Origin of the sequence: Bifidobacterium aesculapii (genome assembly GCF_001417815.1) — a bacterium.
Lineage (GTDB): Bacteria > Actinomycetota > Actinomycetes > Actinomycetales > Bifidobacteriaceae > Bifidobacterium > Bifidobacterium aesculapii.
Genome location: NZ_BCFK01000069.1, coordinates 38,833 through 62,844 on the forward strand (window position 1 = coordinate 38,833; position 24,012 = coordinate 62,844).

A 24,012-nucleotide genomic window follows, 5' to 3' on the forward strand; every position below is an offset into this window, starting at 1 on the left:
TAGTGTACGCGAACTGAAAGACCCCGCGAACCGTGATGGCTGCGGGGTCTTGCGAAGCGCTTCAGCGAAGCGGAATCACGCTCACAGGGCGTTGATCGCCACGGCCAGACCGGACTTGCGGTTGGCGGCCTGGTTCTTGTGAATCACGCCGGCGCTGGCGGCCTTGTCGAGCTTGCGGGCGGCGACCTGGTAGGCGGCCTCGGCGGCGGCCTTGTCACCGGCGGCGATGGCCTCGCGGGTGGCGCGGATGGCGGTCTTCAGGCCGGACTTGACGGCCACGTTGCGCTTGTGCGCCTTCTCGTTGGTGAGGACGCGCTTCTTCTGCGACTTGATGTTTGCCAATGTAACTCCAAACGACGTTTGCTATAAGGACATACGAGACGTAGATGATAGCATGCCGGTCGGATATTGCGACGCGCCGCACGGGCGGCAAGCGTCGGCACGCCGCGACGGGGCATTCTTCGGCGTCATCCGCGGCGTCCCCGCCTTGTTCTCCGCCGCACGCCCGGCTCTCCCGGCGGTCCGTTCCGACGTCCCCGTCCGGGATTGATCAGGCGTCGTCGTCCTCATCCCAACGTGCCGACCGCCGCGGCTCCTCGCCGTCCGTTCTGGGAGTGATGTCCGGGCGTTGGAGGTAGCGGCGTTCGCCGGGCAGATACACGTTGTGGCGTTCGACGGCCCCGGGCAGTTTGATGTTGTAGATCACGGAGGAAAGGCGCATCGCGACGACGAGCACGATCGCCAATATGTCGAGCCCGATCTCCTGCTCCGCGTCGAGCAGACCGGCCAGGCGGCCCTTGCACACGAACACGGTCATCACGCATCCCAATGCGGAGGGAACGGCGTACCAGTGTTTGTCACGGATGATCATCGGCACGTCGTTGAGCAGCATGTCGCGCACCAGGCCGCCGCCCAGGGCGGTCGCCATGCCGAGGAACACGGAAGTCATGCCCGATGAGCCGAGGTACATGGCCTTGGACGTGCCAATCACGGCGAACAGCCCTAATGCCAGAGCGTCCAACGTGAGCATCGACCATTTGAGCTTGTTGATCTCCGGATGGACGACGGCGACGACCACCCCCGACGCCAACGCGGAAAGCACGGACCAACGATCGGTGATGCCGACGGGCGGCACCTCGAGCAGTACGTCACGCAGGATGCCGCCGCCCAGCGCGGTGAGCCACGCGGTGACCAGAATGGCGAACAGGTCATAGCTCTTGCGCACCGCCGCCAGACCGCCTACAAGTCCACAGCAGAACACGGCGAGATACTCCACCCCCATGAAGAACGCATTGCTTTCCAGCGCCATCGTCATGCGAGCCCCTCCCGTCATCGTCACACATCCCTCTGCGCATGACCGTATCACATGCGGGGCCGCTCGTTTCCCCAGCCCGCGCCTCACTTTTCTCGCGAGGCATGCTATGATTGAGCACGCCACAATTGATGAATCTGTTTGGAGCACCACCGCCGTGAGGGCCTAATCTCACGGCGGTTTTTTAGTCGGGGTAGCCGTCCGTCAATTCATCTGGACGGCACCCAAGGGCGCGGGATAATCGCAAGGCGTTATCGAGCGTCATGTTATGGACGTCTCTACGTCCGGTCTCATAACTGCTCAAGATGGTTTGCGCTATCCCGGTCTGCTTGGCTAACGCGGTCTGTGTGAGGCCGCGCGCCTTGCGGAGCTCTTTGAGTCCCATTGGCTTACCTCGCTTTCGTTCGCTAAGCCAATACTACTAGCAAAGTGTAATACTTGCATGTAGCGGATAACCCATTGAATTATCAAACCAGCTGTCGTCTCGCCCGATTGGGCTTGATGGTTAATAGCATAGCGTAATAATCGTGGGTAATGCAAACCGGCGTGTCGATAGGCCACGACACAACCGATAGAAAACTTGGAAACCAAGGGGGCGACGCCCCACGACGCACAAGCGCCGCAAGCGCCGCCGATACCATCAATCAGACTGGACTTCATCGCCGCAATCAGCGACGTATTCCACTGACACCACCACATGACAGTGTCCGTGTTCGTCCGTCCATATCCGACCTGTTGCACTCACCAGCTGAGGCATGGTATTATCTCCCTTGGTTATGTTTGGCGCGGGGTTATCCCCGCGTCCCCCTCACTTCGGTGGGACACTGAACCGCACATGTTCCAGCATGTGCGGTTTTTTGTATCCACGCCTAGGCGAGAAGCCAAGGCGGCACGACACAACCGCCGCGCCGAGTGCCTCCCCGCGCCCATAAAGACCGCGCATAGGCCACTAGCGTTTCCACCCGCTAGCGGGTTACACCACATTGCCCGTGTGGCAAACGGGACGCCGGCGTTTAGGCCGGCGATTTACAATCAGGCGCGCCACCTGGACAATCACGACTCGTCGTCATCGTCCAGTAGTCGGCGCGGATTAGACACACGCAACGCGTCAGCAAAACGGCACGCCATATCCAGCGTCATATTGCCTACGGCAACATGACCGGTTTCATAGGCCGCTACGCGGCCTTGCGTCATGCCGTCAATCTTGTCGGCTAGCTGTTGCTGTGTTAATCCGCGCTTAAGGCGCAAAGATTTCAGTGACATTTTTGACCTCACCTCGTTTGTATCGCGTGAGGCCAAGTCTACCCAAGGAATACGGCGGCACAGTCTCCCGTGCCGCCGCCTATCATGGTCAGATGGTGCGCACGCTCACACGCACGCGCATGGCATCGTCAATATACACGACGACCACGCACGCGTGACGCGTGCGGCATGCCGAACACCACCATGACCTGCCGCATGCTCCTAAGAGTCTCGGTTTCATGGTAATCTATTTTTTGGATTAGTTAGTGGACGTCCACGAACTGCAGATTCGTGGACGTTTTTCTTTTGGCCTCACTTTCAAGGTGGGGCGATTCTACCGTTCCGCAACGTGGGGTTTATCCCAGTCCGCACAGTACCCGAGTTGTCTCTCTCGTATCCACGTGCGCTATGCCCGCCTTCTGTTGTCTCCCAGCGTACGGGCTCACGTCACTAGCGGGTGCAATTCCATGCCGGATACCCGCTATCGCTTTTCCGTCCATAGGTAGGCACATGCCCCGTCGCTGTCATTAAGCGCCGTCGCTTTGAGCTACACAGTCGCGCGGGAATCACGTCCGCTCCGTGTTGGGAAAAACCTACCACGCCGCCCCACCTGGACGACTATCGGCGTCCACCGCTATCCAGTTATCAAACATCAGGCCGCATTCGGCACCATCCATCGCCCCCGCGTTGCTCCTTTCCGGACGTCTTCATGCGCACATTTCGCACGCCATTCCGCTCGTTTGTTGCGCAATGGCGTCAGCAACACCATTACGACACACCGTCAACATGACGAGACCCCTTGGAAACACTGGGTTTCCAAGGGGTCTTGACACTGCGTCAACAGGCGATTGCTAGCACACTTTCCACATCCAATTGTGCGGGTCGTCGACCCCACCGAGCTGGATGCCGAGCAGCTCGTTGCGCAGAACGCCGCCGCCCAACGCGGTGAGCCATGCGACGACCAGAATCGCGAACAGCCCGTACTGCTTGCGCACGGCTACGAGACCGCAGACCAGACCGCAACAGACAATCGCGAGATATTCCACGCCGAGAAAGAACGCATTGCTTTCCAACGCAAGCTGAATGCCCCTCCTCCAATCGTCACCAAATGGTGACCGTCACGGAAACGGCGTCCGTCATAACATGACGACGCAGACGACGACCAACAGCGCCGCGCACGCGGCCAACACCGCGGCGGCACCCGGGAACGCGCGTTTCGGCGCAGCATGCCTGCTCGACTTGCGTTTGCGCGCATCCGGAGCCTTCTCGGCGCGACGATGGCGTCCCCGACGTGACGCGGAAGCGGCACGCGTGGACGCCGAGGCGCGACGTCGTTCCCGACGCGCGCGCGAGGACGTACCCGCCAACGCCGCGTCCTCCGACGTTACGTCGTTTTCCGCAACGTCTTCGGACGTGGCCGCATCCACGCCATCCGACGTACCGTCCTCCTGTCCGGCGACGTCGATGACATGGTCGGGCATCGTACGTGCCAAAGCGGTGAGCTCGGGACTGACCTTCGACTCCGAACACTCGCCCGCCATGCGACGGACACGATGCAGCATCCGTTCGAAGGATTCCTCATCCTTCTCCCCCGACATGACGGCATGGGAACCCGCCTCGCTGAAACGTTCGCGCTCGACCAAATCGTTCATGTACGACCGTACGTCGATATGCAGGTCCTCGTCGAGATCAGGCAGGACGAAACTGAGGTCCGTCTCATCGAGGGATGAACCGGACCTCTCCTCCTCTCCCGTAGTCTGAGTCTGCGTATCGTCCACGAACGCACCCGTCAATCGAATCCCACCGTGCAAAACCTTATCTCTACATCACGCGTCGCGCCCACGGCACATTCATTCCATCAGATGAAGCTGTCGGCAGGGGGCGTCGAAGGCTTCGACGAAGTGGCGAAGGTGGACGGGTCGACCAGAGCCGGATCGGTGTCGCCGCCGGCGTCAACGCCCACCAGTACGTTCTGAATCGTCTTCTTCGCGTAATCGCCGCCGGAGACGCGCGCACGGCCGGCGGCCGAGGACAACGCGGAACCGTCGTCGAGCGTGTCGAACGAACTCAACAGGACGGAACGCATGTCGCTCACTCGGGTCATCAACTGCGATTCCATATCACGCAGGCTGTCGATGCGGTTCTGCAGACGGGAAATCTCACGGTCGGCCGCAGCGCGACGCTGACGCGTCTCCTGCTCGGCGGTCTCCTTGGCCTCCTGGACGATGGAGACGCGGAACTTCTCCGCCTCCTCCTCTTTCTCGGACGCCACCTGATTCGCGTTGGCGAGCACCGACTTGGCCTTCGCAAGGATGTTGTCGGATTCCTGTTGGGCCTCCATACGACGCTGGTTGATGCTCTTGAGCATGTCGTTGATTTCAGCGGAGGTATCCTCACGCTGCTTGGTAATCACGGAACGGGCCTGTTCGAGCTCGTCGGCGGCCTTCTTCAGCGTCTCGGCCTTGGAAATCTCCGCATCGCCAAGAATCTGCTTGGACTGCTCGTTCGCGTCGCTGAGCATCCTCGCTGACTTCGCCTTCGCGTCGTTGATCATCGCTTCGGACTTGCTGCGCGCCTCATCGAGCTGCCGTCGGGACTCGGTGATGTTACGCTGGGCCTCCTCGCTGGCGCTGGCCTTGAGACGCGCGGCGCTCTGCTCCGCTTCCTGACGCTGCGCGGCGAGGTTCTTCGCCTGCTCGACCTTCTCGGCGGCGAGGGTGGTCTGCCAGATGGCGCGTTGCTTCTCCAAATCGGCCTTCGTGGCCTCGCGCATGTTCTCGAGCTCCATGTCCAAGGCGCTACGGCGCTCGGAAATCTCCTTGGCGGCACGCTTCTTGTCGGCGTCGATCTTCTCCGCCGTGTTCTTCTGCAGAAGCTTGGCCTCGTCGTTGGCGCGTTCGAGAATCCCGGCCGACTTCTTGCGCGCTTCGGCGAGGATGAGCTGCACGTCGTTGTTGGCCTGCTGAACCATATCGGCGATCTGTTGGGTGGACTCGCGCTTGTGGTCGGCGGCCTCCCTCTTGGCACGGGCGATGAGCTCCGTGCTGGTCTTCTCCGCGGCGTTGAGCAGCTGCTGGGCACTGGCGCCCAGATACTTCACGGAATTCTGAGCCGTGTTCTGGGCCTTCTCCTCCGCCATCGCGGCATGCTTGCGCGCATCCTCGAGCTGCATCTGGGACGACTGGTAGTCGCTCTGCAACTGGGACAGGGAGTTCTTCAGATCGTCGATCTGCTGCTGCAGCGTCGAAGTTTCCTGAGCCATGTGTGCGACGTATCCGTCGACAGACTCCTTGTCATAACCGCGGAACGCTGTAGGAAACCCCGTCTCCATCTGCCGTATCCCTTTCTCATAGATGCCTCGCCGTATATGCTGTTCCACATAATAGCATGGCGGTTGTCGCATCCCCGTATATGGATTCATATTCCTCGCCGCGCAAAACGGCTCCCATCGGCCGGTCCCGCCCGCCTTGCGGAAAGCCCCATGGCCGCGCCGATGCTTCACGCCGGCGCTTCGATCGGCGTTTCAGCGAAGATGATAACGCATCTGCAATTCGCAGTCGAATATATGAGGACGGCTCGCTCTCGCATCTGCCTGATTATTGGATTGGCACACGGAGTGTACGCTTCCGCCATACTGACTTCCGGGGAGTTTCTCCTCATCGATGGACAGCGAATCGTCTTCAACCCAATCACGTATAAACAGCTGCAGATGAAGAACCCCTTGGAAACAGTGCGTTTCCAAGGGGTTCCGGGGCTGACATCCTCAGGCTTGGTCAGCACACCTTCCACATCCAATTGTGCGGGTCTTCGATCTCACCGAGCTGGATGCCGAGCAGCTCGTTGCGCAGGTCGACGGTCAGCTTGCCGGATTCACCGTCGGCGACGGTCACATCGAACTTCTCGGACTTGAAGCGGCCGATCGGGGTGATGATGGCGGCGGTGCCGCAGGCGAACACCTCGGTGACCTCGCCGGACTTGATGTCGTCGACGAGCTGGTCGATGGCGATCATCGTCTCGACGACGTCGATGCCGCGGTCCTGCATGAGCTGGATCAGCGAGCGACGCGTCACGCCCGGCAGGATGTTGCCGGTCAGGGACGGGGTTTCCACGTGGCCGTCCTTGTGCACGACCATCATGTTCATGCCGCCGAGCTCCTCGAGGTAGGTCTTGGTGGCCGCATCCACGAAGCAGACCTGCTGGCAACCGTTCTCGATGCCCTTGTATTCGCCGAGCAGCGAGGCGGCGTAGTTGCCGCCGCACTTGGCGAAGCCGGTGCCGCCGGGGCCGGTGCGGAACCACTTGTCCTCCACCCAGATGCTCACCGGCTTGACGCCGCCCGGGAAGTACGGGCCGGACGGGGAGGCGATCACGCAGTAGTCGACCTCCTGCGGGGCACGCACACCAAGGAACGGCTCGGAGGCGAACATGAACGGACGCATGTACAGCGTGTACTCACGACGGGACGGGACCCACGCGGCGTCGCGACGCACCAGCGCCGCGACGGATCCGATGAAGTCGTCGACCGGCAGCTCGGGCAAGTACAGACGCTTCGCGGAGTTCTGGAAACGCTCGGCGTTCGCATCCGGGCGGAACAGCCACGTGGAGCCGTCGGCGTGACGGTACGCCTTCAGACCCTCGAAGCACTCCTGCGCGTAGTGCAGGACGGAGGCGCCCGGATCCATCTTGAGCGGCGCGTACGGCTCGACGCGACGATCGGACCAACCCTCACCCTTGGTCCATGTCATATGGGTCATGTTGTCGGAGAAGACCTGCCCGAACGCCGGCTTGTCGATCAGCTCGTTGCGCTTGGCGTCGGAGGCGGGGTTCTCGTTCGGCAGTACGGTGAACGGCTCAACGAGCTTGTCGAGGCCTGCCGGATCGTGATGCGTGTTCTCAGTCATGTTCGCTTCTTTTGTTTCAACCGGCCGTGTATCACGGCCATTCGAAGGGGTTGCCGCGCGCTTGTGGCGCCCGGTGCTGTCAGTTACTTTCTCATATCCGCGACCGGCGGATGTGCGCCGGTTCACATTATGAAAAATGGAAACGGGAAGGCCCGCGAGACGTATCGCGGGCCTTCCCATGGAAAAGACATCCATCCGCCGGCCTCACGCCGGCGGCGATCACTTGGCGTCGGCGGCCGGGGCGGCGGCAGCGGCGTCGGCCGCCGGGGCGGCGGCAGCCTCCGGGGCGGCGGTGGACTCAGTGGCGTCCTCCGGCACCTCGACGGTGACGACGGACTCCTCCGGATCGTCGATGTCGAGCTCGACGCCCTCGGGCAGGACGACGTCCTTGGCGAACACCTTGGTGCCATCGGTCAGGCCCTCGACGTTGACGACGACGCGCTCCGGCAGGTTCGCGACATCGGCGCGGACCTTGAGCTCCTGGATGTCGACGAACGCGACGGCCGCGCCCTTCGGCGTGCCCTCGACGAACACCGGCACCTCGACGTCGATCTTCTCGCCGGCCTTGACCTCATAGAAGTCGATGTGCTCGACGATGCGCTTGACGGGGTTGCGCTGCACGTCCTTGACGACGGCCATGGCCTTGTCCTCGCCGAAGGACAGCTCGAACAGGGCGTTCGTGTGGCGCAGGGAAAGGGTGGTCTCCTTCATCGGCAGGGTGATGAACTTCGGCTGCTCGCCACCGGCGTAGATGGTGGCGGGGATGCGCTTGGCGACGCGCATGCGACGCGCCGCGCCCTTGCCGAACTCGTTGCGGATCTCGCCTTCGAGGACGATCTTGGTAGCCATAACTGGTCTCCTTGGGTTGATGAACTTGTGTCACTTGTCGTTCTGTCTTGTTTGACGCCACGACGCGCCGCAGAACGATTCCCAAGGAGGGAACGGATTCACGCCGAGTCGATTACGGAAGGCACGGACCCTTGCGGGACTGTGCTTTCCCTCGCCAAAGCAACACGCTTTGGCTCGGCACAAGGTCGCGCGGTAAACCGCGCTCCCCTCGCCTACGAACAATCCACCGGATTGTCTGTTTAACGGCTCGGCCTGCCAAAGCAACAGGAGTCAATTATAGACGGGGCCGGGACAACGACGGGAAACGCAAAGGCGCGGGCCGGCCCTTTCGAGGGTCGGCCCGCGCCCATATGCGAGGCTCCGCGCACCGATCGCGCAGGAAATGACGCTACGCGAGCAATTCCTTGACGGCGGCGATGACGGCCTGCAGGCTCTTCTTCGCGTCGCCGAACAGCATCTGCGTGTTGTCCTCGAAGTAGAGCTCGTTCTGGATGCCGGCGTAGCCCATGCCGCGGCCGCGCTTCATGACGACCACGTTCTGTGCCTTGTCCACGTCGAGGATCGGCATGCCGGAGACCGGGGTGCCGGGACGGCGGGCGGCCGGGTTGGTCACGTCGTTCGCACCGACGACGAGCGCGACGTTCGCGGACGGGAACTGCGGGTTGATCTCGTCCAGGTCGACGAGCTCCTCGTACGGCACGTTCGCCTCGGCGAGCAGCACGTTCATGTGGCCGGGCATACGGCCGGCGACGGGGTGGATCGCGTAGGACACCTCGACGCCGTGGCCCTTGAGCAGCTCGCCCAGATCGGCGAGCTCTCGCTGCGCCTGCGCCTGGGCGAGACCGAAGCCCGGCACGAAGATGACCTTGTCGGCGTAGACGAGCTGGACGGCGAGATCGTCCGGCGAGGTCTCCTTCATCGTGCCCTCCGGACCGTCGCCCGCGGCGGCCGCGTCGGAACCGCCGAAACCGCCGGCGAGAACCGACAGCAGCGGACGGTTCATGGCCTGCGCCATGAGGATGGACAGGGTCACGCCGGCCGAGCCGACGAGCGCACCCGCGACGATCAGCGCCACGTTGTCGATCGCGAGGCCGGACATGGCGACGGCCGTACCGGTGCAGGCGTTGAGCACGGAGATGACGACGGGCATGTCGGCGCCGCCGATCGGGATGACGAACACGAGGCCGTAGCACAGGGCGAACAGGGTGGTCAGAATCGACCACAGCAGACGCTGCCCGGGCTGGACGCACAACATGACGAAGCTGGCGACGGTCAGCACGATGAACACGATGTTCCAAGCGCCCTTGCCGGGCAGGGAGAGCTTCTTGACCCACTTGACGCCCTGCAGCTTGCCGGCGGCGATGAGCGATCCGGTGAACGTGACGGAGCCGATGAGGATGCCGAGGCCGGCCGTGACGAGCACGACGATGTCCGGAGCGCCCTCCTTGGTGAGGATGTCGTTCAACGCGACGAGGGCCGCCGCGCCGCCGCCGACCGTGTTGAACACGGAGACGAGCTGCGGCATGTCGGTCATCTTCACCTTCTTGGCGGAGACGACGCCTGCGACGGCGCCGATCACGATGCCGACGACGAGCACGACGACGGCGACCGTGTTGACGAAGCCCTTGGCGAACAGCACGATGAACGCCATGAGCACCGCGACGACCATGCCGAACGCGGAGATCTGGTTGCCCTTACGAGCCGTCTTGGGCGAGTTCATGAAGTGCAGGCCGACCACGAACATGACGGCGGAGAACAGGTAGACGAACCAGGCGACGATGTCGATGGTTCCGACGGTTGCGGAGGCCATTTACTTATCCTCCCCCTTCTTCTTGTTGGACTTGAACATCTCGAGCATGCGGTCGGTGACGACATAGCCGCCGACCACGTTCATCGTGCCGAGCACGGCGGCGAGGAAGATGAACACGTAGGCGAGCGGCGAGTTGGCCTCGGCCGCGACGATGACGACGCCGACGATGACGATGCCGTGAATCGAGTTCGCGCCGGACATGAGCGGCGTGTGCAGGGTGGCGGGCACCTTGCCGATCACCTCGATGCCGATGAGCAGCGCGAGCACGAACAATGTGATGGATACGACGAGTGTAGGCATGTTCTCTTACCCCTCTTTACTTCTCTTCGGTTCCGGCGACCGGGGCGGGCGTCTCGGCTCGTCCTGCGACGACAAGCGCGTCGTCCAGCTCCTCGGAGAGCTCCTGCGACAACTTCCCCTCGCGAATGAAATGGACGAGGATGTCGGCCACGTTGCGGGCGAGCAGGTCCGAGGCGGTCGTCGCGACTCCGGAGGCGAGATACGGCGCGCCGATGATGACGACGCCGCCTTCGGTCGTCTGCTTGCCCACTGCCGAGCCCTCCACATTGCCGCCGAGCTCCGAGGCCGCGCAGTCGATGACCACCGCGCCGCGGTGCAGGCCGTCCACACCGGCCTTGGTGAGCAGCACGGGCGGCTTGCGGCCGGGCACCTTGGCCGTGGTGATGACGATGTCGAAGCCCGCGGCCTTCGCGTCGACGGCCGCCTGCTGCTGCCTCTGCTCCTCGGCGGTCAGTGCACGGGCGTAGCCGCCTTCGCCCTGCCCCTTGGAGAAGTCGAGCCCGAGGTCGAGGAACTTCGCGCCCAACGATTCGACCTCACCCTTGGAGGCGGGGCGCACGTCGTACGCGGTGACGACGGCGCCCAGACGGCGAAGCGTGCCGATCGCCTGCAGCCCCGCGATACCCGCGCCGAGCACCAGCGCCTTGGCCGGACGGATCGTGCCGGCGGCCGTGGTCATCATCGGCAGGAACGAACCGTACGCGTCCGCGGCGAGAATGGCGGCCTTGTAGCCCATCACCGAGTTCTGCGAGGTCATCTCGTCCATGGACTGGGCGCTGGAGAGCTGACGCGGCAGCCGCTCGATGGCGATGCCGACGAGACCGGCGGATTCGAGCGCCGACACATAGTCGGCGTCGGTGAACGATCCAAGCATGCCGATGATCCACTTGCCGGCCCCGATCCGCGCGACCAGTTCGGGCGAAGGCCGGTCGACGAACCCGAGCGCGTCGGCCCTGGCGACGACATCGTCCCGCGAGGCGACGGTGGCGCCCGCCTTCTCGTAATCCTCGTCCGTGTATCGCGCAGCGGCGCCGGCGCCGCTTTCAATCAGGCAGGAGACCCCGCTCCGCCCGAGCCTGGTGACGATGTCCGGGGTCAGCGCGACGCGGGATTCCGTATCCGACGTCTCGTTCAAGACACCGAAAGCCACCGTGGCTTCCTTGATTTCAGCCATGAGAGCCCTTTCTGACATTGGCCGTTGCAGTCATACGTAGCTCAGTGTAGCCGACGACACGGCACGGAGTCGGATCATCGTCCAGAAACGTCTTGGTTTCCTACGCTACCGTAAGGTGACGTGTCGCGGCACGGGCGGTAGACTGGCTGTTTTGACAAGGCATAGCAGAACCGCAAGGAACCGGGTCAAGGAGCATCACGTGTCCGTTTTTTCCACGCTGAAACAGCAAACCACGAACATCACGCGCAGGGCGTTGCGCCTCGGCACCGACTTCGCACATCCCGTCGGCGATGACGCCGGCGAACCCGATTACGCGAACGAAGACATCATCCGCGAGGAATCCATCCGCCTGCCGCACACCGACGAATGGGGCCCCGGCTACCCCACCACCACATACATCGACGAGAAGACGGGTCTGCTCACCACCGAGACGGCGGGCAATCCCCCACTCGACGAGCACACGACCATCTATGGCATCTACGCGGAACGCGCGCGCCGCATGGGCGACGATCCGCTGTACACGTACAAGGAACACGGCGAATGGGTCTCGAAGACCGCCAACGAGTTCCTCGCCGAAGTGCGCAAGGTCGCCAAGGGACTGTTGCATTACGGACTGAGGAAAGGCGATGCGGTCGCGTTCATGTGCCGCACCTCCTATGAGTGGGATCTCGCCGATGCGGCGATCATGGCATGCGGCGGCGTGCTCGCCTCCATCTACGACACCGATTCGGCCGAGCAGATCCGCAACATCGTCAACAACTCCGATGCACGTCTGCTCATCGTGCAGGACACCACGATGCGGGACAAGGCGGAAGGCGCCATCGAGGACTGCCCGTCGCTGGAACAGATCGTCTGCATCGAGACCGGCGGTCTCGACGAGATCGCCGCATACGGCGATTCGGTGAGCGACGAGGAGCTCGACGAGCGCATCGACTCCCTGCGCAAGACCGACGTATGCTCGATCATCTACACCTCCGGGTCCACCTCGGCGCCCAAGGGCGTGGAGATGACGCATGAGCACTACTGCACCGACGCATTCAACCTGCGCGACTACATGCCGGACCTGCTCCAGCACGACAAGAACGGCTCCATCCTGCTCTTCCTGCCGCAGGCGCACACGTTCGCGCGCGCCATCAACTACATCTGCGTGGCCAGCAACCTGCGCATCTACATCGCCACCGGCATCAAGACGCTGCTCACCGACCTGCAGGTCGCCAAGCCGACGGTGATGATCGTGGTGCCCCGCGTGCTCGAAAAAGTGTACAACGCCGCCTCGCAGAAGGCCGGTCATGGGGCCAAGGGCATGCTGTTCGCCGCTGCCGTCACCTCGGCGCAACAGTACATGAAGGAGGTGAGCGCCAACGGCAAGGCCGGTGCGTTCACCGCCATGCGCCGCTCCTCCTTCGATCCGCTCGTCTACAAGTCGCTGCGCGAGGTGCTGGGCGGACGGGCCCGGTGGATCGTCACCGGCGGCGCGCCGCTCGACCCGGAGCTGCTGGCGTTCTTCCGCGGCGCGAACGTGCCGGTGTACGAGGGGTACGGTCTGACCGAGACGACCGCCCCCTGCGCGTTCAACCCGCTCGGCGTGCCGTTCCATGAGGGTTCCGTGGGCATCGCCTTCCCGAGCTTCAAGCTGCGGATCGCCGAGGACGGCGAGATCCAGGTGGCGGGCCCCGTGGTGTTCCACCGTTACCACAAGAACGACGAGGCCACCGAAAACGCCTTCACCCCGGACGGCTGGCATATGACCGGCGATCTGGGACGGCTCGACAACGACGGCTTCCTGTACATCACCGGCCGCAAGAAGGACCTCATCATCACTGCCGGCGGCAAGAACGTGGCCCCCGGCCCGATCGAGGAGGTCATCCAGCGTTGCGAGATCGTCTCGCAGGCCCTGGTCCTGGGTGATAAACGCCCGTTCATCTCCGCGCTCATCACGTTGGACGAGGAGTCGTTGCGCCCGTGGCTCGCGACCAAGGGCCTGGACGAGAACATGTCCATGGAGGCGGCGGCGGAGAACGCGGCCGTGCGGGCCGAGGTCCAGAAGTGGGTGGATCAGGCCAACGAGGGGGTCTCCCGTGCCGAATCCGTGCGCAAGTTCATCATCCTGCCGGAGGAGTTCACACAGGAGAACGGTCTGATGACCGCCTCGATGAAGGTGATTCGTCCGAAGGTCATCAAGCGCTACGCGAACCTGCTCGCCACGCGGATGTACACGAAGAAGACCGCGCCGCGTCAGTGACGGCACGGAACACATAGGAGGCGGCGAGGCCCTTCCGGCTCCAGGGGAGCGGTTCCCGGAGCCGGAAGGGCTTCGCCATATGACCGGGCGGACGCCTGTCAGCGCTTGCCCGCGTAGATCACGTCGTCGATGAGGTCGCGATAGCGCTCGGTGATGGCTTCGCGCCGCGCCTTCATCGAGGCGGTGACGAGGCCGTTCTCCTCGGTGAAGTCGTCGGGGACGATCTCGAACTTGCGGATCGATTCGGCACGGGACACCGCCTCGTTCGCCTGGTTGACGGCGCGCTCCACTTCGGCGTGGACGATCGGGTTGGCGGCGGCCTCGGCCAGGTCGGCGCAAGGCTTCGCCCCCTGCGATTCGAGCCATGTGTTGGTCTCGCTCAGGTCAAGCGCGACGATGGCGGCGACGAACGGCTTGCGGTCCCCCACGACGATGCACTGGTTGACGACCGGCGAGGTCATCACCGAAGCCTCGAGCTCGCCCGGAGAGACGTTCTTGCCGCCGGCGGTGATGATGAGGTCCTTCTTGCGCCCGGTGACGGTGACGAAGCCGTCGCCGTCGATCGATCCCAGGTCCCCGGTATGCAGCCAGCCGTCTTGGATCTGCTGCGCGGTGATCTCGGGATGATTGTGGTAGCCGATGCACACGGCCGGGCTCTTGATGCACAGTTCGCCGTCATCCGCGACGGCCATGGCGGTGCCCTGCATCGGCAGGCCGATGGTGCCGATGCGGTAGCCCGACGTCGGATTGACCGATGCGGGCGCGCATGTTTCCGTCATGCCGTATCCTTCGAGCAACGGCAGGCCGATGCCGTTGAAGAAATGCGCGATGGACTTGTCGAGCGGAGCCCCGCCGGACACCGCGTATTCGACATGCCCGCCGAACACGTCGAGTATCGAACGGTAGACGAGCCGCGAATACAGGGCGTGGCGCACCGTCAGCCAGAAGGGGATCGGTTCGCCCGACTGCTGCGCCATCGACCACGCACGGGCCGTGGAGGCGGCGCCGGCGAAGATGCGGCCCTTCAATCCGGCGCCTGCCTTCTGCGATGCGGCGTTGTAGATCTTTTCGAAGATACGCGGCACCGCGAGGATGAACGTCGGTTTGAACGCGGCGAAATCGGCGAGAATCGTCCGGAGGTTGCCGGACAGGCCGAGCGTGACGTTGCCGGCGAAGCAGAAGAACTGCATGTAGCGCGCGAACACGTGCGCGAGCGGCAGGAACAGCCACAGCCGCGCATGCTCGGGCATCGCGATGTCGGGCATGGAGCGAACGCCCGAATACGTGATGAAGATGAAATTGCCGTGGCTCAGTTCGACGCCCTTCGGCGTTCCCGTGGACCCGGACGTGTACACGATGGTGGCGAGATCCGTCCCCCGCACGCTCCGCTCACGTTCGAGGAACTCGGCTTCGGTGACGGTCTTCCCGTATTCCCCGATGGTGGCGAGGGCACCGAAGTCGATGACGTACACGTCGCCCAGATCGGGGCATTCGACGCGCACGGACTCGATCTTGTCCCGCTGCATGTCGTTCTCGGCGAACGCCATCCGCACCTGTGCGTCGTTGAAGATCATGGCGACCTGAGACGGGGAGTTCGTCTCGTATACCGGCACGGTGACCGCGCCGATCGACATGATGGCCAGATCGAGCGCCGTCCATTCCCAACGGGTCTTGGAGATCACGGCCACACTGTCGCCCGGCATGACACCCCGCGCGATGAGCCCTTTGGCGAGGGAAACGACCTCATTGCGGAAGCCCGCGGCGGTGAACGACGCCCACTCACCGGTGCCGGGCTCCTTGTATTCCACGAGCGGTCGGTCCGGCGTGCGTGCGGCACGCTCCTCAAGTATCGAGAACAGGTTCCCGTCGGTGTCGATCGGTTGTTCGAGAGGACGCGAATATTCCGTGCTCATCACTCCCCCTTTGGGATGCTTCGTATGCCGTCAACGATTGTACCGTGCGCGTGTTCCAGTCGGCGTTCCCTCCCTCGAATCTTCCTCTGACACCGGTTTGAGCGCCACGCGGTGGGCCGAGACCATACGTTCCGGGTCGAGGTAGTCGTCACCTCGTTTCACGCCCCAATGCAGGCATGAGTCGTCGCAATGATCGGAACCCCGTGTCACTTCGCCGAACCTCTCTCCCCGCGTCACCGCGGATCCGACCTGCAGTCGCGTGACCGCCGGCTCGAAGGTGAGCGTCAGATCGCCGTGTCGTATGCTGACCACACGCTTGCCGGCCACTGTGCCGGCGAACGAGATGGCGCCATTCGACGGCGCGTGCAGATCGTCATGCTCATGCGCGGCAAGGTCCACGCCTCGATGCCCCGGCATCCACGGTCGTGCCGGGGCATCGAATCCGCCCGTCACGTCGACGTCGCGCAACGGCCAGGACAGTGAGCTCCGGCACGCCGCTCCGCCGGACTCGTCGACATCATCGGCGAGCGACGCCGGAGGCACCATCGTCATGGGAACGGACCACATCGACAATTCCGAGCCAGCATCCATGCCGGTCACGCACCATGACGGACGCGGGACCGTGCTCTCACGGGCCGGTCGCGAAACACGCCCGACGGCGAGGTCACCGCCCACGGCGACCGCCAGCGGCATCGCCAGGCCCAATGTCAAGACCATGGCCGCCGCCAAACGGACCCTCATACGCCGTATCCGATCCGCACGGTGCCGCTCCCGACGCCGGAGAAGATCCGCGCGCCTGCGCCGCATCGCGTGCGCCCATCCATCACCGTCATGGTGAAACCGTCCGTCCATCGCCCTCGCCTCCATACAGGTCCTCGCGGACGGTCGCGACCGGACGCAGCCGTACCGCGACCGTCACGGTGCACCTTCCACGATGACGCATATGGGCACGGCAATCCAGCCGCACAGAGAATGTGGATAGAGCCCCCGGAAACATTCACAATCGCCGACCAACCAGCACATGAACCGGGAGCATGGGGGGGGGAACAAACGAGAAAAGCCCCGCGACAAGCGGGGCGATGGAGCGGACAACGGGACTCGAACCCGCGGTCTCAACCTTGGCAAGGTTGCGCTTTACCAACTAAGCTATGTCCGCATGGGAAGACGCATCGAAAACTGCGAATTCCGGTGGGCGATGTAGGAATCGAACCTACGACCCCTTCGGTGTGAACGAAGTGCGCTAGCCGCTGCGCCAATCGCCCGAAACTCATGTATTCAATTATCCCGGGCTTCGGCCTGGTGGGCGATACAAGATTCGAACTTGTGACCCCTTCCGTGTCAGGGAAGTGCGCTACCTCTGCGCCAACCGCCCATGCCCGTACAAGACGGGCCGACCGAATCTCTTCGGCCGATGCGAGGTGGGTACGAGAGTCGAACTCGTCTATACGGCTTTGCAGGCCGCTGCCTAACCGCTTGGCTAACCCACCGTAAGGTCGTCAACTCATCGGACCTTAGAGCGGACAACGGGACTCGAACCCGCGGTCTCAACCTTGGCAAGGTTGCGCTTTACCAACTAAGCTATGTCCGCAATCGGCCGCGGGTTTCCCCGCCGAAGCACGAGTCACTACTATAACCATCGACAACGATAATGCAAGCACGGCGTGTCGCATGCTCCGCGGATGCCTGAACGCCGTTGGCGAACACCCCCACGAAACCGGCCCGCGGCAAGGACGCCGCCATTATTCTGGAAGCTATGAGCGAGGAACGGGAACCACAGCGGACAGTCATGCTCGCCGCCTTCGAGGGATGGAACGACGCATGTCAGGCGGCGACGAATACGATCCGTCATCTGCTGAACCATTACGAATCCGAGGAGATACGTCACATCAGCTGCGACGGGTACTACGACTATCAGGTCTCACGTCCCATGCTGTGCCGCGTCACGGGTAGGCCCCGCATCATATGGCCGCAAACCACGTTCTACGAAGTCATGCTGCGCGAGGATCTCCGCGTCTACGCACTGCTCGCGCCCGAGCCGAACTACCGTTGGCGCGAATACTGCCGCCAATGCCTGCATATCGCGGACGAACTCGACGTGGACCGCATCGTCACGCTGGGGTCCATGTTCGCCGATTGCCCTCACACACGTCCCCTCCCCATCGACGTCTCGCACGATCTGGACGGATGCGGCCGCAGCTGCGACTGTGGCGCGAACACCGGTCAAGACGGGTACAGCGGCCCCGTGGGCATCCCCACCATATTGGACGACATGGCCAGGGAACAATCGTTCGACACCACGTCGATATGGGTGTCGATCCCGCAGTACATGGGCGACTACGACTGCGCGCCCGCCACACTCGCGTTGCTGCGAAGACTCGACGGCATCCTTGGTTTCGACCTCGACACCGGCGACCTGGAGCCACGTACCCGGGAATGGTCCGCGAAAGGCACGATGCTGCTGCGTTGCAGCGACCAACTGGCCGACTACGTGCACCGGCTCGAGCACCAGTGGGATGTCGCGGAAGCGGCACGAACCGCCACCGCGAACAACCCCCAGCAGGCCGAACAACTCGTCAGGGAGGCCGAGGACTTCCTCAAGAACCTCTGATTGGTCGCCAGCCGCGCGTTTCCCACCAAGGGGAAGGCGCGCGGGACAGTCCGGCTACCCCAGAAGAGAGCGGCACATGGAACGGTATTCGCTCACGTACCCTCCGCCGAAGAACACGCAATGGCCCGCAATCGGGTACAACCTCCACAGGGTCAAACGCTCCTGCCAACCGGCCTTGAGCGGATGGACGCTCTGATACCCGTCGAGGATGTCACGCAGATAGGTCATGCCGAACAGACCGAGCATGGCAAGATCCTCCTCGCGATGGCCGCCGTGGGCGGCGGGGTCGATGAGCACCGCCTCACTGTAGCCGCGATCGGCCGTCCACATCACGTTGCCGCTCCACAGGTCGCCATGCACGCGCGCCGGCTTGTCATCCGCCGCACGCCCCAACAGGTCGGGCATGGCCTCGATGACGCGCCGCGTCAGCTCGAGGTCATGCTCGTCGAGTTCGCCGCGCCTCATGCCAAGCTCCACCATGGGAAGCAACCGGCCTTCGCCGTAGTACGAAACCGGGTCTGTCCACGTGCCGGTCGCCATAGGCACCGGATCCTGAAGGGGACCAAAGTAGCAGGTACCTTCGTACCCGGCGGGAGCCGAGCCGAAATACGGTGCGCCGGCATCATGCATGCGGGCCAGAGCGGCGCCGAAATCGTGGGCCGCCTTCACGGTGGGCATCGCGGAGCGCACACGCTCGATGTCGAGGTGATCGTCGCCCCAGCCGATCACCTGCACGACGCGCGGCCCGCCTTCGGTCATCGCCTCGCCGAGCCATTGCAGACCACGCCCCTCGCATTCGAAGAACCCCTTCGGAGCGTATCCCCTGCTCTTGCGGTATGTGTCCATCGTCTCTCCTTCCCACGCCGGTCGGCGACACGACGCACGCCGTCTCTCACGTAGGTGCATGCGCCCGCGCCCTTATCCCGCTCAATTGTGGACTCATTGTGCGTATTGCGCAAGAAAACGTCCAGCCATACCGGACCTCAGTCCGTTCTTAGGCACCTATGAGTAGAGTGGTCACCGCAATTGACGATTACCGCAATGCCCGATGATACAGAAGTACGAAGGTTAGAGGGTTTATGAATTTCTTCCAAGCAATTTTCCTGGGACTCGTCCAGGCGTTGACCGAATATCTGCCGGTCTCGTCCAGCGCCCACATCCGCATCATAGGCGATCTGATGATCGGCTCCGATCCGGGCGCGGCATTCACCGCCATCATCCAATTGGGAACCGAACTCGCCGTGATACTCTTCTACAGGCACGACATCATACGCATCCTCGGCGCCTGGTTCGGCTCCCTGTTCGGCAAGGACGGCAAGGACTGGAAGTCCCGCCTGGGAGCGAAGAACCCGGACACGCAGATGGGATGGTTCATCATCATCGGCACCATGCCGATTCTCATCGCCGGACTGCTGTTCAAGGACATCATTGAGACGACGCTGCGCAACCTGTGGATCACCGTCACCGTGCTTACCGTGTTCGGCGTGCTGCTGTGGATTTTCGACAGCCGTGCGAAGCAGGTCAAGACGATGAAGCAGATGACCATCAAGGACGCCCTGCTCTTCGGCATCGGCCAGATGCTGGCACTTATCCCGGGCGTCTCCCGTTCCGGCGGCACCATCACCTTCGGCCGCGCCATGGGCTACACGCGTGAGGCGGCCGTCCGTGTGAGCTTCCTCATGGCCATCCCGGCGGTGTTCGGCGCCGGTATCCTCGAATCGGTGTCCGCGGTAAAGGATGTGACCGCATGCGAGGCCACCAAGGCCGCGGACGCATGCGCCGCGATCGGCGGAGCCGCCTGGCCCGGCTGGGGCCCGACCATCGCCGCCACAATCGTCGCCTTCGTGGTCGGCTACATCGTGATCATCGGATTCCTCAAGTTCGTCAGCACGTTCTCCTACAAGGCGTTCGCGATCTATCGCATCGTACTCGCCGTAGTCGTGGCGCTGCTGCTCATCTCCGGCGTGCTCCCGGCGATCGACCCGTCCGTCGCCGGATGATGTGATTTCATCCCGCCCCACCGCGGAAACGACAACGGCCGGCGCTTCCTACCGAAACGCCGGCCGTTCCATATGCTCCTGCTCGTCGCTCAGATCAATCGCCCTTCTCTTGGAACACTTCTTTGGGGACGCATGGAAGACGCACGGCTCGCAAGATAAACCAACTCCTATGGGGGCGAGTAGAGCAAAAGGACTAATTCCTTGCACAATTCCGCGGTTTGGCATCGAGCTTGAACGACCGGGGCATGAAACCTATGGGCCTGACGGCAAACCTGTACGATCTGGCCTAGAACCTGCACAGTCTGGTCTCGGACCTGTGCGATCTGATGACGAACCTGCGCATGGGGGTCGTGAAGGACTGCTTGCGCCGAGCGGGATAGTGTCGAAGGATCCCTTGGCATTCCAAGCTTTTCGAGGTGCAGCGTAATTGTTCCGGCACCTTGCGCCGGACTCCTTTCAGCACCCCTGTGCGCAGGTTCGGGTACCGACTGCGCAGGTTAATCGCCGACTGCGCAGATCGGAGTTCGGATTGCGCAAGTTGGCCGTCCAACCGCACAAGTCATGTCCTGAACCACGCAGGTTCACCCCAGAGGGACCCAGTCAAACAAGCACGGAGTTGCCCAGCCAAGAAAGCGTTAGGATACCCAGCCGGATAAACATGGAGCTACTCGACTGAACAAACGCGGAGTACTCGGCCATATTTCGGGAGGCGCAGCTGGGGCGTGCCGAACGCTGATCCGCTACGGCAACCACGTCACCGAAAGGATGAAGACATGGGAGGCAGGGGCGCGGCGAGCGGCATGAGCAACAACGGCAAGCCATACGGCAGCGAATACCGCACCCTCGTCCAAGTGGACAACATCAAATTCGTGGAACGGCGTGACAGCGGCATGAGCACGACGGCGCCGATCGAGACCAGAAGCGAGAACCGAATCTACGCGACCATAAGCAAGGACAACGGCCAGATGCATTCCATATCGATTATGCGAGATGGCACAGTGCGTACGCAGATCGACTATCAGGACCGTTATGGGCTCGGGCCGCATACACATGAATGGACGTGCCCGGAACGAAAGTGGTCCGCGGCAAGCCCCGTCCCATGACCGCGGAAGAGCGTAGGCTCTTCAACAGGGTCAACGAGGAATACCGCAAGTTCAGGAGCGGATCATGACAGGCAGGACGTATCCGTATCGCACGGATGACTGGGAATGGTTCTCCAGCATATGCCATGGTGAGTGCGAGGCGATATTCGGCTACAAGGGCCACGAATATTTCGTCACCAATATCACCGGCGATGGCCATGACGGATGGTTCGCATGCAATCTGGAGCCGTTCAAGCACGGTTTCGTCTATGACCCGATCAGCCATGACCATGACACATTCGAACAGTTGGCCGATGAGAAGATCTTCGATGGCAAGACGAAATCGATCCGCGACTGCTACCGCGAGTTCGACCTGTGGCAGAGCTGAACCGGATCCATATCACTGACCGGCGGGAGGTGACGTCATACCCAGCGGCGACTCCCGCGCCAAGGCGGGCGTATCAGGCGCAGCTTGCCCCGGCGGTGGACGATGGCGCCGGCCAGTGAGGGCACCGTCCTGACCGACCGGCACCGGCGCACCCAGGTACGGCTCGCGATCACCGCCGACAGCCAGGCGCGCTGCCGAGCTGGCTCGTCGCAGGGGCGAGCTGGACGCAGTCCTATCGAAGCGGGAAGACCCCAGCCACGCCACTCAACGCATCAAGAACATCCATCACATGTACATGCTCCGCCTGCGGCTGAGCAGAGCCCTAGGCACGCCCGCCCAACTGCCACGCCTGCTGGAACCGTGGGGCATCCGCATCGACCGGAAGACCATAGCTAAATGGGGACAGCGTGGCGTCATCACCCCTATCGGGCGGACGGCACCGCCCCCGTGTTCCTCATATGAGACGCCTGGCAGGCGCGCACCCGGCTCGCCGGATACGAGCGTGCACGCCACAGTGGTATGAAGTCGTCATCAAGCGGCGAAAATGCGATAGGACGCGACAAAATGCGATAAGTCCCGATGGAAGCGGATCCGGAACTGGCGGCCGCCGACTTGCGTAAACGTATCTTATGGGATACGATTGTGGGTATGGAGATCAAGCAATCCGCCGAATTCGCCAAATGGTTCCGCAAGCTGAGGAATCATCAGGCGAAAGCCGCCATCGCCGCCCGTCTCGACGCCATCAGGCTCGCGGGGCGTCCCCTCGGCGACATCAAACCCATCGGCGGGCCCGTCAGCGAGATGCGGTTCCACCTCGGGGCCGGATACCGCGTCTACTACGCCATGGAGGGCGACGTGCTCATGCTGCTGCTCGCCGGCGGCGACAAAAGCACGCAGCAGGCGGACATCAAACGAGCACACAGCATTCTCGACGATTACAAGGAGCAGCAATGAGCACCGGATTCACCGACTACGACACCAGCGAATACCTCGAGGACGAGCAGGACGCCATCGCCTATCTCAACGCCATCGCCGAATACGACGACCCTGCACTCATGCAGGCCGCCATCGGCAACGTCGCCAAGGCCCGCGGCATGACCCAGATCGCCAAGGAGGCCGGCGTCGGCCGAGAAAGCCTCTACAAGAGCCTCAGCCGCGACGGCAACCCCAGCTTCGCGACCATCCTCAAGGTCATCCGAGCGCTCGGCGGACGCCTCACCGTCCAGCCCGCCTGACCGGAAGGACTTGACAAACCCGCGACCATTCCGCGCACTGTTACTGGATTGGTCATTACCATGCAACGGCGATGACCGGTTGGCGGCCGCTTCCACACCATCGGATGGAGCGGCCGTTCCCGTTTGGGCGGCTCCCCGATCAGGCGCGACCGGGGCCAAACCGGAAGCGAATGTATTCCGACCGCCAATGGCTTGTGTGCCCGAGAGGACTAAAGGACCACGCCGGGAGGCGCGGTAGACAGCAAACATCGCCACTGTCTCACGGATTCGAATCCCGCCCAAGCCACCGACAGGAACGGCGCCCACGATATGATTCGCGGGTGCCGTCCGTCATTCGTTATCGTTCTTGTGCTTGCGTGGGCGTCCTCCGCCGACGCCGCGTCCAGGCCGGTTGGCGTTCCACTCGTCGATCGTCGAGGGAAGCCAGCCGCGGGCTTTGCCTACGGTCACGTCGGCTTCGGGCAGTTTGTACTGGGCGAGCGCGCCTTTGGTGATGCCGAGCTTTTGGGCGACTTCGGTCAGGCTGAGGTAGTGCTCAGTCATCGCGGTCTCCGAACAGGCCGAGCGTGAGGCAGTCGAGCCCTGCGGCGATGGCGAACAGCGCCGTTATCCACGGGGCGAATCCAGCGAACGCGCTGGCCGCCGCGCATAGCGAGGCCATGAGCCCCAGTGTTCCCTGCATCTTGCGTTTCATGGTGTGTTGCGGAATGATGAGTGGGTGAGGGGTTCTGGATGCTATCTCCATCTGGAACCCCTCCGCCGTCAGCCCTTGTGCTTGGGCAGGCCGCGTTCGTGGCGGTCGGTCAGCCATTGGACGGTTTCGAGAACCAGCTTCCCGAATCCGCAGGCCGCCGTGATGACCGCCGCCACCGCGGGTATCCACTCCGGACTCACTCCGCCCCCCCCTTCGCTTCTGAGTTGTTGCCGGTCTTCCCTGCCGCCCTATCCATAATAAC

At 63.0% G+C, this 24,012-nt stretch carries 24 protein-coding genes, 5 tRNA genes and 1 pseudogene; 7 read left to right on the forward strand and 23 right to left on the reverse strand.

The annotated features are described in order from the left end of the window. Positions 1-81 precede the first annotated feature (81 nt). From rpsT to BFAL_RS09500, 12 genes and pseudogenes are all read right to left on the reverse strand, one after another. Positions 82-342 carry a 30S ribosomal protein S20 gene (gene rpsT, locus BFAL_RS09445; protein WP_055428133.1) on the reverse strand — a complete coding sequence of 87 codons (261 nt, stop codon included), beginning with the start codon at positions 340-342 and terminating at the stop codon, positions 82-84. 208 nt (positions 343-550) lie between these two features. Then, entirely contained in the window at positions 551-1,315 is a 765-nt protein-coding gene (locus BFAL_RS09450; protein WP_055428134.1) for a trimeric intracellular cation channel family protein, read from the reverse strand. Positions 1,316-1,496: 181 nt separating this feature from the next. Continuing rightward, positions 1,497-1,697: a helix-turn-helix transcriptional regulator gene (locus BFAL_RS11920; RefSeq protein ID WP_055428135.1), complete on the reverse strand. Its 201-nt coding sequence runs from the start codon at positions 1,695-1,697 to the stop codon at positions 1,497-1,499. A 668-nt stretch (positions 1,698-2,365) separates the two neighbouring features. Beyond that, the gene (locus BFAL_RS09460) at positions 2,366-2,575 is read right to left on the reverse strand and encodes a helix-turn-helix domain-containing protein (RefSeq protein ID WP_055428136.1); all 210 of its coding nucleotides are present in this window, start codon (positions 2,573-2,575) and stop codon (positions 2,366-2,368) included. A gap of 881 nt (positions 2,576-3,456) precedes the next feature. After that, positions 3,457-3,639 (reverse strand): annotated as a pseudogene (locus tag BFAL_RS09465) (TRIC cation channel family protein); the annotation flags it as partial. A gap of 51 nt (positions 3,640-3,690) precedes the next feature. Beyond that, positions 3,691-4,332, reverse strand: a complete 642-nt coding sequence (locus BFAL_RS09470) for a hypothetical protein (RefSeq protein WP_152973628.1) — start codon at positions 4,330-4,332, stop codon at positions 3,691-3,693. An 80-nt stretch (positions 4,333-4,412) separates the two neighbouring features. Further along, positions 4,413-5,975, reverse strand: a complete 1,563-nt coding sequence (locus BFAL_RS09475; protein ID WP_082440509.1) for a DivIVA domain-containing protein — start codon at positions 5,973-5,975, stop codon at positions 4,413-4,415. A gap of 352 nt (positions 5,976-6,327) precedes the next feature. Further along, the gene (locus BFAL_RS09480) at positions 6,328-7,455 is read right to left on the reverse strand and encodes a branched-chain amino acid aminotransferase (protein WP_055428140.1); all 1,128 of its coding nucleotides are present in this window, start codon (positions 7,453-7,455) and stop codon (positions 6,328-6,330) included. A gap of 219 nt (positions 7,456-7,674) precedes the next feature. Further along, positions 7,675-8,304 (reverse strand): 50S ribosomal protein L25/general stress protein Ctc, encoded by a 630-nt coding sequence (locus BFAL_RS09485; protein WP_055428141.1) that lies wholly within the window; start codon positions 8,302-8,304, stop codon positions 7,675-7,677. 388 nt (positions 8,305-8,692) lie between these two features. Beyond that, the gene (locus BFAL_RS09490) at positions 8,693-10,114 is read right to left on the reverse strand and encodes an NAD(P)(+) transhydrogenase (Re/Si-specific) subunit beta (protein ID WP_055428142.1); all 1,422 of its coding nucleotides are present in this window, start codon (positions 10,112-10,114) and stop codon (positions 8,693-8,695) included. Continuing rightward, entirely contained in the window at positions 10,115-10,414 is a 300-nt protein-coding gene (locus tag BFAL_RS09495) for an NAD(P) transhydrogenase subunit alpha part 2 (protein ID WP_034526141.1), read from the reverse strand. A gap of 16 nt (positions 10,415-10,430) precedes the next feature. Next, a complete protein-coding gene (locus BFAL_RS09500; protein WP_055428143.1) occupies positions 10,431-11,588 on the reverse strand; it encodes an NAD(P) transhydrogenase subunit alpha in 1,158 nt (385 codons plus the stop codon). A gap of 199 nt (positions 11,589-11,787) precedes the next feature. On the opposite strand from BFAL_RS09500, the gene BFAL_RS09505 reads away from it, so the two are divergent. Next, positions 11,788-13,830 (forward strand): AMP-dependent synthetase/ligase, encoded by a 2,043-nt coding sequence (locus tag BFAL_RS09505; RefSeq protein WP_055428144.1) that lies wholly within the window; start codon positions 11,788-11,790, stop codon positions 13,828-13,830. Positions 13,831-13,928: 98 nt separating this feature from the next. Here the strand turns inward: BFAL_RS09505 and BFAL_RS09510 are convergent, their stop codons facing one another. The 7 genes from BFAL_RS09510 to BFAL_RS09540 form a co-directional block, all read right to left on the reverse strand. Beyond that, positions 13,929-15,743, reverse strand: a complete 1,815-nt coding sequence (locus BFAL_RS09510) for an AMP-dependent synthetase/ligase (RefSeq protein ID WP_055428145.1) — start codon at positions 15,741-15,743, stop codon at positions 13,929-13,931. 30 nt (positions 15,744-15,773) lie between these two features. Further along, the gene (locus BFAL_RS09515; RefSeq protein WP_236691732.1) at positions 15,774-16,460 is read right to left on the reverse strand and encodes a M23 family metallopeptidase; all 687 of its coding nucleotides are present in this window, start codon (positions 16,458-16,460) and stop codon (positions 15,774-15,776) included. A gap of 363 nt (positions 16,461-16,823) precedes the next feature. Next, positions 16,824-16,899, reverse strand: a tRNA-Gly gene (locus BFAL_RS09520). Positions 16,900-16,932: 33 nt separating this feature from the next. Continuing rightward, positions 16,933-17,005: transfer RNA gene (locus BFAL_RS09525), tRNA-Val, on the reverse strand. Positions 17,006-17,040: 35 nt separating this feature from the next. Continuing rightward, positions 17,041-17,115 (reverse strand) — tRNA-Val (locus BFAL_RS09530). 44 nt (positions 17,116-17,159) lie between these two features. Then, positions 17,160-17,230 (reverse strand) — tRNA-Cys (locus BFAL_RS09535). A 28-nt stretch (positions 17,231-17,258) separates the two neighbouring features. After that, positions 17,259-17,331: transfer RNA gene (locus BFAL_RS09540), tRNA-Gly, on the reverse strand. 165 nt (positions 17,332-17,496) lie between these two features. Here BFAL_RS09540 and BFAL_RS09545 point away from each other — a divergent pair. Beyond that, positions 17,497-18,351 carry a PAC2 family protein gene (locus BFAL_RS09545; RefSeq protein ID WP_055428146.1) on the forward strand — a complete coding sequence of 285 codons (855 nt, stop codon included), beginning with the start codon at positions 17,497-17,499 and terminating at the stop codon, positions 18,349-18,351. A gap of 54 nt (positions 18,352-18,405) precedes the next feature. On the opposite strand, the gene BFAL_RS09550 is transcribed toward BFAL_RS09545, so the two are convergent. Beyond that, positions 18,406-19,257: a fructosamine kinase family protein gene (locus tag BFAL_RS09550; RefSeq protein WP_305765040.1), complete on the reverse strand. Its 852-nt coding sequence runs from the start codon at positions 19,255-19,257 to the stop codon at positions 18,406-18,408. A gap of 173 nt (positions 19,258-19,430) precedes the next feature. Between BFAL_RS09550 and BFAL_RS09555 the strand changes: the two genes are divergently transcribed. The 5 genes from BFAL_RS09555 to BFAL_RS09575 all read left to right on the forward strand — a co-directional run bounded on the left by BFAL_RS09555 (position 19,431) and on the right by BFAL_RS09575 (position 23,056). Then, a complete protein-coding gene (locus BFAL_RS09555) occupies positions 19,431-20,351 on the forward strand; it encodes an undecaprenyl-diphosphate phosphatase (protein ID WP_055428148.1) in 921 nt (306 codons plus the stop codon). A gap of 773 nt (positions 20,352-21,124) precedes the next feature. Next, complete coding sequence (locus tag BFAL_RS09560) at positions 21,125-21,454, forward strand: hypothetical protein (RefSeq protein WP_055428149.1); 330 nt, start codon at positions 21,125-21,127, stop codon at positions 21,452-21,454. A 64-nt stretch (positions 21,455-21,518) separates the two neighbouring features. Beyond that, the gene (locus BFAL_RS09565) at positions 21,519-21,821 is read left to right on the forward strand and encodes a hypothetical protein (protein ID WP_055428150.1); all 303 of its coding nucleotides are present in this window, start codon (positions 21,519-21,521) and stop codon (positions 21,819-21,821) included. A gap of 648 nt (positions 21,822-22,469) precedes the next feature. Then, positions 22,470-22,775: a type II toxin-antitoxin system RelE/ParE family toxin gene (locus BFAL_RS09570; protein WP_055428151.1), complete on the forward strand. Its 306-nt coding sequence runs from the start codon at positions 22,470-22,472 to the stop codon at positions 22,773-22,775. Continuing rightward, positions 22,772-23,056 carry an addiction module antidote protein gene (locus BFAL_RS09575; RefSeq protein WP_055428152.1) on the forward strand — a complete coding sequence of 95 codons (285 nt, stop codon included), beginning with the start codon at positions 22,772-22,774 and terminating at the stop codon, positions 23,054-23,056. Before BFAL_RS09570 ends, BFAL_RS09575 begins: the two co-directional genes overlap by 4 nt. 330 nt (positions 23,057-23,386) lie before the next feature. On the opposite strand, the gene BFAL_RS09580 is transcribed toward BFAL_RS09575, so the two are convergent. The 3 genes from BFAL_RS09580 to BFAL_RS11745 all read right to left on the reverse strand — a co-directional run bounded on the left by BFAL_RS09580 (position 23,387) and on the right by BFAL_RS11745 (position 23,950). Next, positions 23,387-23,599 (reverse strand): hypothetical protein, encoded by a 213-nt coding sequence (locus BFAL_RS09580; RefSeq protein ID WP_055428153.1) that lies wholly within the window; start codon positions 23,597-23,599, stop codon positions 23,387-23,389. After that, positions 23,592-23,738, reverse strand: coding sequence for a hypothetical protein (locus tag BFAL_RS11270; protein WP_160319055.1), 147 nt, complete (start codon positions 23,736-23,738; stop codon positions 23,592-23,594). The genes BFAL_RS09580 and BFAL_RS11270 overlap by 8 nt, the downstream gene beginning before the upstream one ends. Before the next feature lie 80 nt (positions 23,739-23,818). Further along, entirely contained in the window at positions 23,819-23,950 is a 132-nt protein-coding gene (locus BFAL_RS11745) for a hypothetical protein (protein ID WP_269082772.1), read from the reverse strand. Positions 23,951-24,012 lie beyond the last annotated feature (62 nt).